This window comes from Bradyrhizobium sp. 62 (assembly GCF_023073035.1).
Classification (GTDB): Bacteria; Pseudomonadota; Alphaproteobacteria; order Rhizobiales; family Xanthobacteraceae; genus Bradyrhizobium.
In genome coordinates this window covers 256,519-267,757 of record NZ_JADPIT010000014.1, presented here as the reverse complement: position 1 = coordinate 267,757, position 11,239 = coordinate 256,519, and the positions used below count along the sequence as shown (strand labels likewise).

General features: G+C 64.1%; 12 protein-coding genes. 3 read left to right on the top strand and 9 right to left on the bottom strand.

Going from position 1 to position 11,239, the window contains the following annotated elements:
* The 3 genes from IVB47_RS09870 to IVB47_RS09860 all read left to right on the top strand — a co-directional run.
* A partial coding sequence (locus IVB47_RS09870) for an ATP-binding cassette domain-containing protein (protein ID WP_247461267.1) occupies positions 1–843 on the top strand: 843 nt, incomplete at its 5' end.
* Positions 844–1,140: 297 nt separating this feature from the next.
* Positions 1,141–1,566, top strand: coding sequence for an Hsp20 family protein (locus tag IVB47_RS09865; protein WP_027566176.1), 426 nt, complete (start codon positions 1,141–1,143; stop codon positions 1,564–1,566).
* 51 nt (positions 1,567–1,617) lie between these two features.
* Positions 1,618–1,890 carry a DUF1150 domain-containing protein gene (locus tag IVB47_RS09860; protein ID WP_007598581.1) on the top strand — a complete coding sequence of 91 codons (273 nt, stop codon included), beginning with the start codon at positions 1,618–1,620 and terminating at the stop codon, positions 1,888–1,890.
* A gap of 256 nt (positions 1,891–2,146) precedes the next feature.
* Here IVB47_RS09860 and IVB47_RS09855 read toward each other — a convergent pair whose 3' ends face one another.
* From IVB47_RS09855 to IVB47_RS09815, 9 genes are all read right to left on the bottom strand, one after another.
* Complete coding sequence (locus IVB47_RS09855) at positions 2,147–3,259, bottom strand: tetratricopeptide repeat protein (RefSeq protein WP_247461265.1); 1,113 nt, start codon at positions 3,257–3,259, stop codon at positions 2,147–2,149.
* Between the two features lie 103 nt (positions 3,260–3,362).
* Entirely contained in the window at positions 3,363–3,824 is a 462-nt protein-coding gene (gene ptsN, locus IVB47_RS09850) for a PTS IIA-like nitrogen regulatory protein PtsN (protein ID WP_027514736.1), read from the bottom strand.
* A gap of 238 nt (positions 3,825–4,062) precedes the next feature.
* Positions 4,063–4,668, bottom strand: coding sequence for a ribosome-associated translation inhibitor RaiA (raiA, locus tag IVB47_RS09845; RefSeq protein WP_027566178.1), 606 nt, complete (start codon positions 4,666–4,668; stop codon positions 4,063–4,065).
* Positions 4,669–4,748: 80 nt separating this feature from the next.
* Complete coding sequence (gene rpoN / locus IVB47_RS09840; protein ID WP_247461263.1) at positions 4,749–6,362, bottom strand: RNA polymerase factor sigma-54; 1,614 nt, start codon at positions 6,360–6,362, stop codon at positions 4,749–4,751.
* 91 nt (positions 6,363–6,453) lie between these two features.
* Positions 6,454–7,452 carry an LPS export ABC transporter ATP-binding protein gene (gene lptB, locus IVB47_RS09835; RefSeq protein WP_027514739.1) on the bottom strand — a complete coding sequence of 333 codons (999 nt, stop codon included), beginning with the start codon at positions 7,450–7,452 and terminating at the stop codon, positions 6,454–6,456.
* A 279-nt stretch (positions 7,453–7,731) separates the two neighbouring features.
* Positions 7,732–8,439, bottom strand: a complete 708-nt coding sequence (locus IVB47_RS09830) for an LptA/OstA family protein (RefSeq protein WP_247461261.1) — start codon at positions 8,437–8,439, stop codon at positions 7,732–7,734.
* Positions 8,440–8,444: 5 nt separating this feature from the next.
* A complete protein-coding gene (gene lptC / locus IVB47_RS09825; RefSeq protein ID WP_247461259.1) occupies positions 8,445–9,173 on the bottom strand; it encodes an LPS export ABC transporter periplasmic protein LptC in 729 nt (242 codons plus the stop codon).
* A 144-nt stretch (positions 9,174–9,317) separates the two neighbouring features.
* Positions 9,318–9,932, bottom strand: coding sequence for a ribonuclease D (locus IVB47_RS09820; protein ID WP_007598566.1), 615 nt, complete (start codon positions 9,930–9,932; stop codon positions 9,318–9,320).
* Between the two features lie 119 nt (positions 9,933–10,051).
* The coding region (locus IVB47_RS09815) for a 4-amino-4-deoxy-L-arabinose transferase (protein ID WP_247461257.1) at positions 10,052–11,239 on the bottom strand (1,188 nt) is incomplete at its 5' end.

Genomic DNA, 11,239 nt, shown 5'->3' with positions numbered 1-11,239 from the left:
CAGAACTACGCGCTCTATCCGCATATGAGCGTCTTCAACAACATGGCTTACGGCCTGCGCAACCGCGGCATGAAGGAGGCCGAGGTCAAGACCCGCGTCGACGAAGCCGCGCGCGTGCTCGAGCTCACGTCCATGCTGGAGCGCAAGCCGCGCCAGCTCTCCGGCGGCCAGCGCCAGCGCGTCGCCATGGGCCGCGCCATCGTGCGCCAGCCGAAAGTGTTTCTGTTCGACGAGCCGCTGTCCAACCTCGACGCAAAACTCCGCATCGCGATGCGGGTCGAGATCCGCAAATTGCAGCGCCGGCTCAACACCACGTCGATCTATGTCACCCACGACCAGCTCGAGGCGATGACGCTCGCCGACATTCTCGTTGTGATGAATGGCGGCCAGGTCGAGCAGGTCGGCAATCCCTTGGCGATCTACGAGAAGCCGGCGACGACTTTCGTCGCCTCCTTCATCGGGGCACCGCCGATGAATCTGATGTCGACGCGGTCGGAGGAGATCCGGTCGCAGCTCGCCGGCAGCGGCGCGGCTGACGCCGGAATCCTCGGCATCCGCCCGGAGGATTTCGTCATCACCGACCAGACCCCGGCCGACGGCGTCGTCTTGCCGCTCACCGTGGAAGCGATCGAGCGTGTCGGCGCCGAAACCTTCATCTACGGCACGCGGGCTCAGGACGAGCAGCGCATCGCCGCCAATCCCGGCGAGCTGCCGCCCGGCGAGGTCATCGTCCGCATTCCCGGCTCCGAGGCGCCGCCCATCGGCGAGCGGATCCGCGTCGCGGCAATGCGCCAAAAGCTGCATCTGTTCAGCGGCGACGGCCGCACGCGGATCGAGGTCTGACCGGTTCCGCAGGAACGTCGATCAAAAAACGCGAAAACAACCCCATGCACAGTAGAAGGGGGTTTGTTTTCGTTGAGAAAAATCGGCCCGCAAATTCGTCGGACGCCGGGCTCATCGCAGGCGTTTCGCGCCATGACGACAAGTCAGCATTCGTGCATGGCAGAGTGGGGGAGCTGCCAATCCACAGCCCCCCGCTACGTCCTTGAACCTACACGCGGATATGCCCATATTGCTGATCAAGGGGTGCCTTGACGGGCCCTGATGCACCAAAGTCGCTTCGAGAGGACTTTGTAAACTATGTCTCGTGTTCCCACGCTTTCCAGTCCGTTCCTTCTGGGCTTCGACGAGATCGAGCGCGTGCTCGATCGGGTCGTCAAAGGTGCCGACGGTTACCCTCCCTACAATATTGAGAGGTGCGACCGGTCGGAGGGCCAGCCCGAGCGGTTGCGAATCACGCTGGCGGTCGCCGGATTCACCCGTGACCAACTCGATGTAACCATTGAGGAAAACCAGCTCGTCATTCGCGGACGGCAGCAGGACGACAAGTCCCGGCAATACATCCATCGCGGCATCGCCGCGCGCCACTTCCAGCGCACTTTCGTGCTGGCGGAGGGGATGCTGGTGCTGGGTGCGGATCTGAAGAACGGATTGCTGGCGATCGATCTTGCCCGGCCGGAACCGGAGAGGATCGTTAAGACAATCGCTATCAATGAGCACGAATAATGGAACGAGTAGCGGACTCGACCGCTTAGTTTCTGTGAAGGAGTCGAGACCATGAGTGAAGGTCACGTTGCGTTCGAATACGAAGCCAAGAACGTCTCGCCGGAGACGCTGGCAACCCTCGGCGAAGGCCATATCGCCTATGTGAAGCAGATCCGCTCCGAGGATGTGCCGGGCCTGTTTCCCGAAGCGCCGAAGATCGCGCCGGGCCTCAAGCTCTTCGCGCTCCACGCCGCCGACGGCACGCCGATCATGCTGACCGACAGCCGCGAAGCCGCGATCGCAAATGCCTGGAGCAACGAGCTGCAAGCGGTGAGCGTGCACTGAGCGCACGCACGTCGCACGAATAGAGTTTCAAGCGGGCATGCCTTCGCAGGAAGGCGTGCCCGTTTTTATTTCGGCTGATGAAGTTTCCTGCGCTGGTGGCGGAGTGATTGCCCCAGCTCGCATTGCGAGCGAAGCGAAGCAATCCAGGCTTGCGAGCGCAGCGAAGCAATCCAGGCTCTTTCAGCGGACGATGTCTGGGTTGCTTCGTCGCAAGAGCTCCTCGCAATGACGGAGTCGAGAGCGCGCGGCCCCGCCGTCACTTCACAAAACCAAGCCCCTCGCGCGCCGTGTCCACGGCCCATTTGTCGCTCAGTGGCAGCGCGAGCACGCTGTTGAAATCCGCGCGCGCATGTTTGGCGACGGACATCATCATGTAGAGGAGAGCGCGGTTGACCAGGGCGAGCTGGCTTTTCGGATCGAGCCTGATCGCCTCGTTGTAGTCGGCGAGCGCGCGATCGTGCTGTCCCATGTCCCGAAACAGACCGGCGCGACTGCTGTAGGCCTCCGAATTCCCCGGCCGTAATCGGATCAGTTCGTCGAAATCGGCAAGGGCGCGTTTGTCGTCGCCCTTCCCGTGCAGGACGACGCCGCGAACCAGATAGGCCTTTTCGAAAGACGGCCTAATCCTGGTAACGTCATCCAGCTCCCGGATAGTGCTGTCGGCGTCGTCCTTCTTCAGGAACACCATGGCCCGGCAATAGTGGCCGCCGGCACTTCCGGGCTCCAGGCGGACGGCGCTGTCGCAGTCGTCCAGAGCTGCATCGATCTCACCCTTGTTGAGGCGGACGGTGCTTCGCAACTCGTAGGGCCAGGCGGCGACCGGATTGCGCTGCATCGCCTCGCTGTAATCGGCGACGGCGTGATCAGTGTCGCCCTTCGCCGCATACACCTCCCCTCGCATGACGAGCGCACGGTAAGCCTGCTTGGGGCTGCGTTCGATGGCCTCGGTGAAGCCGGCGATCGCGCGATCGAAATCGCCCCTGCTGAAATACTCCTCGGCGCGCGAGGTGTAGGACGCCCCATAATTTGGGTCGAGGCGAATGGCCTCGTTGTAGTCGATCATGGCGTGCTCGCGATCGCCTTTGGCAGAATAGGCGCGACCGCGGCAGTGATAGGCCCGCCCGAAATTCGGATCGATCCGGATCGCGGCGCTGCAATCCTCGAAGGCGCGATTCCAGTCGTGCTTGATGTAGTAGGCTTCGCCGCGCAGCTCGTAAGCGACCGCATTGGTTGCGTCGGCTGCGATGATCTCGGTCTTCTCCGCGATGACGCGGTCGTTGGACGCCCCGTCGGCGCGGGCCACGGCGGTGGCGACAATGGTGACGGAGCAAAGCAGACCAAAAACTCGGCCGATCGAACCGCAAATCATCTCGCAAAATCCCCGCGCCGAAACCGTGCCGGAGACGAATATCGCAGCACCCGGCTGCCCAATAAGTCGCAGACGGCGCTGCGTCGGTTCGAGAGAGAAAGGGTTACGCCGCCGTCGCCGGCGGCAGCGCCAGCACCGAATAGATCGCCTGGGCGTCGCGCGAGGCGCGGAGCTTTTTGGCGATGTCCTGGTCGCGCAAAAGGCGGGCGATGCGGGCAAGCGCCTTGAGGTGATCGGCGCCGGCGCCTTCGGGGGCGAGCAGCAGGAAGACGAGGTCGACCGGCTGGCCGTCCATCGATTCGAAATCGATCGGACGATCGAGGCGCGCGAACAGGCCGAAGATCTTTTCCAGCTTGGGCAGCTTGCCATGGGGAATGGCAACGCCGTAGCCGACCGCGGTGGTGCCGAGCTTCTCGCGCTGCAGGAGCACCTCGAACACGGAACGCTCGTTCTGCCCGGTCAGCTCGGCGGCCTTGGCCGCCAGTTCCTGAAGCGCCTGCTTCTTGCTGTTGACCTTCAATGCCGGGAGAATCGCCTCGGGCGCGACCAGATCGGTAATCGGCATGGAAGTCTTCCGAGGTGAATGAAAACGTCAGGTTCCGAATTGGCCAGCCTGGACAAAGAACCTGGGCGGGCCGACGTCAAGAAGTTGAAGCAGGAGGCGGACTTAGCTCGCCCCTGATGTGGGGGGCTTCTACTCCAACGCAATCCCGGTGCCAACTCCCGCGTGCAGCTTTGCCCCGGTCATTGTTAAGGCGGAAAGGGGCCCCCGGCGCGGGGGCCCCAGGGCGTCGCCCGCGGCCTCAGGCCTTGCCATCCGCCTTGGCCCCCGGGGGATCGATCCAGCCGACATTGCCGTCGGCCCGGCGGTAAATGATGTTCACTCGGCCCGAGGAGCCGTGCTGAAACACCAGGCAGGGCGCCCCGCTGAGGTCGAGTTCCATGACCGCTTCGCTGACGGACAGCGGCTTCAGCGAGGTCGTGGCCTCGGCGATGATGACGGGGCTGTAGCCGGTGATCTCGTCCTCGTCCTCACCCTCGCCCGGGGCTTCCAGCACGTAGCTGGTGGCATCCATCGCGGCCAGCGCCGCGGAGGCGACATGGGCCTTGCGGGCGGAGCGATCCTTGAGCCGGCTCTTGTAGCGCTTGAGCCGCTTCTCGATCATCACCAGCGCCTGGTCGGCACTGGCATAGGCATCCGGTGCGTTCGAATCGGCCTCGAGCGTGATTCCCGAATCAAGATGCAGCGCACAGTCGGTGCGGAAGCCGAAGCCGTCCTTGCTCAGCGTGATGTGGCCGGAATAATTGCCGTCGAAATATTTGCGCAGGACCTCTTCAGTCCGGTCGGTGACACGGCCGCGCAGGGCCTCGCCGACGTTGACGCTCTTTCCCGAGATGCGGAGAGTCATGTGAACCTCGCTTGGTTCGTGCCTGGCCAGGATCGGGCCCGATAGCAGATCGAGAGTAGCGCGATTTGGCGCCGGCGCAATCAGGCCGGTTCGGGATTGCGGGAGCGATCGGCCATGGCGGTGGAGAGGACGTTACCAAGAGCGCTCTGCTTGTCGCGACGGCGTTGCACCGAGGAAGGAATGCGCATGGCTTCGCGGTACTTCGCGACCGTGCGGCGGGCGATATCAATGCCCGAGCCGCGCAAGCGTTCCACGATGGTGTCGTCGGACAGGATCGCGGACGGCGCCTCCCCATCGATCAGCAGCTTGATGTGGTGACGCACGGCTTCGGCCGAATGTGCCTCGCCGCCATCGGCCGAGGCGATCGAGGCCGTGAAGAAATATTTCAGCTCGAACGTGCCGCGATTGGTCGCCATGTATTTGTTGGCGGTGACGCGCGACACCGTGGATTCATGCATCTGGATGGCGTCGGCGACGGCCTTCAGATTCAGCGGTCGCAGATGCGCCACGCCATGGGTGAAGAAGCCGTCCTGCTGGCGCACGATCTCGGTTGCGACTTTCAGGATGGTGCGGGCGCGCTGGTCGAGCGCGCGCACCAGCCAGGTCGCGTTCTGAAGCGCGTCGGTGAAATACGATTTGTCGCCGTCCTTGCCGATCTTCTTCGAGAGCTGCGAATAGTAGGTCTGGTTGACCAGCACGCGCGGCAAGGTGTCGCTGTTGAGCTCGACATGCCAGCCGCCGTCGGGACCCGGACGGACATAGACATCGGGCACCATGGTCTGGAGCCGGGCCGTGCCGAACTTCATGCCGGGCTTGGGATTGAGCCGGCGGATCTCGCCGATCATGTCGGCGATGTCCTCATCGTCGACGCCGCAGAGCTTGCGCAAGGCCGCGACGTCGCGCTTGGCGAGGAGGTCGAGATGCTCGACCAGGGCCTGCATCGCCGGATCGTAGCGGTCGAGCTCGCGGAGCTGGATCGCCAGGCATTCGCTCAAATTGCGCGCGCAGACGCCGGGCGGATCGAATTTTTGCAGGACGGCAAGAACGTTCTCGACGTCCTGTTGCGATGCGCCGAGCCGTTCGGCGGCCTGGCCGAGATCCGGGGGCAAATAGCCGGCCTCGTCGACGAGGTCGATCAAATACTGGCCGATCATGCGCTGCGCGGCCCCGGTGAAGGCAACCGAGAGCTGCTCGGCGAGATGGTCGCCGAGCGTCAACTCCGCAGCGACGAAGGCTTCGAGATTGTAGTCCTCGTCACCGGAGGCGCCGCCGCCCCATTCGGTATAGGTGGTCGGCGCGGCATCCTGGGCGGTGCGGGCGGCCGCCTCGGCCGGTTCCTCGGAGAAGACGTTGTCCAGCCCGGTGTCCATGGTCTGCTCGATCTCGGCGCGGGTGCCGAGATCCTTGCTCATCCACTCTTCCTGGCCGGGCTCGAACGCTTCGCCCGGGCCGCCGCCCGGCTCGTCGTTGTGGCCGCCGTCGCTGTCGTTGAACTGGCCGGTCTCGGCCGGGCCCTCGCCCACGGGCGGCTCGTCATTGGCCCGTTCCAGCAGGGGGTTACGCTCGAGTTCCTCCTCGACGAAGGTCGTGAGATCGAGATTGGACAATTGCAGCAGCTTGATCGCCTGCATCAACTGCGGCGTCATGACCAGCGACTGCGATTGCCGGAACTCTAATCTCTGCGAAAGCGCCATGAAGCAAGAACCGATCCCAAAAAGTTGGTCCGATTTTTGCTTATCCTAGTCCAAGCCCGATGTACACGTCTTGACGAATTGGAAAAACGGGCTAGAGGCGGAATTCCTCGCCAAGGTAAAGGCGGCGCACGTCCGGATCGGCCACGATCTCATCCGGGCTCCCCTCGGTCAGGATCTCACCGGCATAAACGATGTAGGCGCGATCGGTGAGGCCTAGCGTCTCACGCACATTGTGGTCGGTGATCAGCACGCCGATGCCGCGGTTGGTGAGGTGGCGGACGAGGTCCTGGATGTCGCCGACCGCGATCGGATCGATGCCGGCAAAGGGCTCGTCGAGCAGCATGTAGTTCGGACGCGTCGCCAGCGCACGCGCGATCTCGACGCGGCGCCGCTCACCGCCGGACAGCGCGATCGACGGCGATTTCCGCAGGCGCGTGATGTTGAATTCGTCGAGCAGCGAATCGAGCTGCTGCTCGCGCTTCTTGCGCGAGGGCTCGACCACTTCGAGCACCGCACGGATGTTCTGCTCGACGGTGAGGCCGCGGAAGATCGAGGCTTCCTGCGGCAAATAGCCGATGCCGAGCCGCGCACGCTGATACATCGGCAGCTTGGTGACGTCGTGGCCGTCGAGCTCGATCGCACCGCGATCGGCCTTGATCAGGCCGGTGATCATGTAGAACACGGTGGTCTTGCCGGCGCCGTTGGGCCCGAGCAGGCCGACCGCTTCGCCGCGGCGCACATAGATGCTGACGCCGCGCACGACCTGGCGGCTGCCAAAACTCTTTTCCACGCTATGCACAGCCAGGAAGCCCGGCCTCTTCAAGAGCTGCGGCCCGCCGGAACCATTGGGCCTGCCGGCAGCCCTTACGGGGTGAACCGCCTGGGCCCGGGGCGGCTCGGCCTGATAGTCGCCCTGGAATTGATCGGGTGCATGCATCGGTTGGTTACGGGCGATCGGCGGCGCGTCCCTGACCGGGCTGGCCACGAGACCGCCGACGCTGTCACCGAGCGCAGTGATGTCCTGGCGCGCAAATCCTGGCCGGCCGCGTTTGGCGGGGCGCCGACGGAACATGCTGAAGAGATCGACCATCCCCGCCTTCTAGCCTTTCGCGACGATTCTGCGCGACGATCCTGCGCGGTCTTCGCGCGATCTGCCGCGCCGGCCTCAGGATTCGCCGACGCAGCATGAATGAAGGGATGTCTCATGCCCAGTGAAACACGCCCGAAAAGCGGCGAACCCCGCTTCGGAAGCCCTTTGCGCTAGATACAGTCTCGACGGGCAAGCTTCAACCTCGGATCGGGAGTGATCGAGCCAAGCAACTGAAATCATCCTTCAAATTTACTTTGCCTGGCTTGAACTTAACTGGGCTTATTTGGGCTTATTTGCACCAGGCAATTGCAGAGGTCCCGCGCCGGGCTTGCCCGCGCCTCCGGATCCGCAATCATTGCCGCCCTGCGGCAGCAGCGCCTGCACCCGGCCGCTGTCGGATTCCACACGCGACACGCCCGTGGTCATGTCGACCGCCAGCCGGTCGCCGCGCAGCACGTTCTTGCACTGCGTCAAGACGACGCCGCCAAGCATGGTGATGAGGTTGGTCCGGGTGTCGAACACGGCGGTCTCGCCCGTCACCACCTGGTCCTTCTGGGTGACCACGACATTGCCGCGCGCCTCCAGCCGCTTGATCGAGGAGTTCCCCCCCGGCCCCGGCGTCGCCGACTGCATCGGCGCCCCCTTTGCCGCCTTTGCCGCAGGCTGTGGCGTGGCCGGCTTGTCGCCGCCCGAATCGTAAAACACCACCAGCGTCTTCGAGGTCATGGTGGTGTCGCCCTGGATGACCTTCACATTGCCGGAGAAGGTCGCTTCCTTTTTCTTGTCGCGCATCTCGAGCGAGGCGGCTTCGATCTGGATCGGCTGATCGCGGTTCTGCGAGAAGCCCTGCATCGCGTTGGGCACGCCTTGCATCGTGCTCTGCGCGCTTGCCCCACCCGTTGCAATCAGTGCGATGCCGACGGCGAGCGCGGCCGCACCAAGGATGACGCGCCGCTTGTCGTCGTTGCGCGGGAAAAACCTGATCATGAAAATCACTTTGAATTGGCGGACTTGTTCTGGGGCGTACGTGTCTTCGCCGCCGGCGCGGGTTCGGCCGGCGCAGGCTGAGCGGCGGCGGGATCGTCCAGCTTGTCGAGGTGCATCACCACATTGCCTTCGAACCGGATGACGTCGCCGCCCTCCGTGATCCGCAGCCGATCGGCGGTCAGCGTTCCGTTGGTCAGCTTGACGTCGACATGCTCATCCGAGGAAACCGTACCCTTGCCCATGTCGACGAAGGCCGAGTTCAGCCGCGCCTCGTAGCCGGTCGAGGTGCGCAGGAAGATGTCCTTGTGCAGGTCGAGCTGCTGTTGCTTGTTGTCGAACCTTCCGGTGCGGGCATCGAGGAACAGGGTCGATTGGTCTTCCATCAGCACCTTCGCGCGCAAATCATGGAGATCGACATGATCGGGATCGGTGATGTCCTGGGTCGCGGTCTTGGCCCAGAGCTCATAGGGCCGCTGGTCCGGCGTGAAGCCGGACATATGCGGCGATTCCATCGTGATCTTGGTGCCTGTCACCACGAGATTTCCGGAGTCGAGCTTCACGGGGATCTGGAACGGGTTGAAGATGGTCGAGATGAGGACGAGCAGACCCATCGTCGCAGCCACCGTCGCCGGCACCGCGACGCGCAGAATCCGCACCAGGCGGCTGTGGCGCGCCGCGCTGGCGAACTTCGCCGCAAGCGCGGCATCGTAGGTGACATTATGGGCCGAATTCACCTGGGCTCCTGAGGTGTCGCCCGCCTTGTCCGGCTGGCGGGCGCCCCATTGTAGCCGGCAACGCCAAAATATGCAGCCAGCGACAGGCTGTTACGAAAGTGTCTGAAACGGGGCGACCGCCCCACCCGGCCGCTACGCGAAACGCTAGGAATGCGCGAAAATGTCCTCTTCGGCCCAGCCCTGGAGATCGAGCAAGGCGCGGGTCGGCAGGAAGTCGAAACAGGCTTTGGCCAGCGCGGTGCGGCCTTCCCGCGCCAGCATGGCATCGAGCCGCTCGCGCAAGCCGTGCAGATGCAGCACGTCGGAGGCGGCATAAGCGAGCTGCGGCTCGGTCAGGCTGTCGGAACCCCAATCGCTCGATTGCTGCTGCTTGGAGAGATCGACATTGAGCACCTCGCGCACGAGGTCCTTGAGGCCATGGCGGTCGGTATAGGTGCGGATCAGGCGGGAGGCGATCTTGGTGCAGTAGATCGGCCCGGTCATGACACCAAACGTCTGATACAGCACCGCGACGTCGAACCGCGCAAAGTGGAAGATTTTCGTGTTCGCGGGATTGGCCAGCAGCGCCTTCAGGTTCGGTGCGTCGGTATGACCTTTGGGGATCTGCACCACGTCCGCGCTGCCGTCGCCGGGCGAGAGCTGCACCACGCAGAGCCGGTCGCGATGCGGGTTCAGGCCCATCGTTTCGGTATCGATCGCCACCGCTCCGGTGTAGCGGGACAGATCGGGCAGGTCGCCGCGGTGCAGGCGTACGGTCATGGCGTTTCAAACCTCAATCGAATCGGTGCGCCTAGGCAGGCTAATCCCCGGGACAGACGCTGGCGAGGGCCGGCCGCGATGTATCCGCTGGCAGCCGCCGGCGCAAGCATCAGGCGCGGCTAGTAGTTCAGGCGCACGAGCACGTCATTGACGCCGAAAGGGCTGGCGGGCGCATCGCAAGCCCCGCGTCGCGCGAAGACGCAGGCCGGCTTGTCATCGCTCATCATCGCGCAACTTCGTGGCGAGAAATCCGCCGGCAATTCGCTGGCCAGGCTCGCCGGGCCGATGATGCGGTTGAACCCGGCCTGGTGCGTCTTCACCACAGCCGGAAGTCGCCCCTTGGCCAGGGGGTCGTCCCGATAAAGGGAATAGATCGGTCGGCGGGCCGCGAGCTGCCCGCGTCCGGGCACAAAGGGATAGTTGATCGCGTACAGGGCCAGACCGCAAAATTCAGGATCGGCCTCGAGCTCCGCCATCAGCTGGGCCACGCCGATGCCGCGCATCCAGTTGTCACGCATGATGAGCGTTGCGCCCGACAGACCGAGCGAGAGCAGCAGCCAGCCGCCACATACGACGGCAAGTGAGCGCCACGGGTTCTGCCGGCGCATCATCTGGACCCAATCGGCGGAGCCAAGCCCCGCCGCGATGATCAGCAGGGCGATCGACAGGAAAATGAAGCGGTATTCCTTGTGCACGATCATGCTGTGAAACGCGACGTTGACGACGGCCGCGACGATCAAAAGGGGGGCATGTCGCCAGCCCCGCCAGAGCGCCACCAGCATCAGCAGCGTCGTGCCCGACCACAGAATTGAAGCCTGCAGAACGTAGGCGGCCGCCGGCGCGTCACCGAATTCCGATGCGCGGTCATGCAGGAGGTTTTGCTGAATATTCCGGACGAGCCACGCAAACGGCGCTGAGCCGTGGGCCAGGTCGAGGGCGCCGGACAGCACCAGGACCAGGCATCCGCCCGCGACAAGGGGGATCGCGTTTCGCAGGTCGCGCCAGCACGCCGCCAACGCAAACACCGCGCAAGCCGGTACATATTGAAAGCGCCAGACACAGGCGAGAGCAAGCAATGCGCCCGCGGTGAAGAGCCGGTTGCGCGCCAGTTCGCCCGTCAGCAGATAGGCCGCCGGCAGGATCACGGCCGTCGCCAGCGGTTCGCTCAGCGTGTGGGGCGCGTAGTAGACCAGCTCGAACCAGACCGCGGCGGCAAACGCCGCAACGACGGCATGCGACCGGGAGATGCGTTCGCCGAAATGCCAGGCCGTGACGACGATCGACAGCGAGGCAAGCCCGACCGCCAG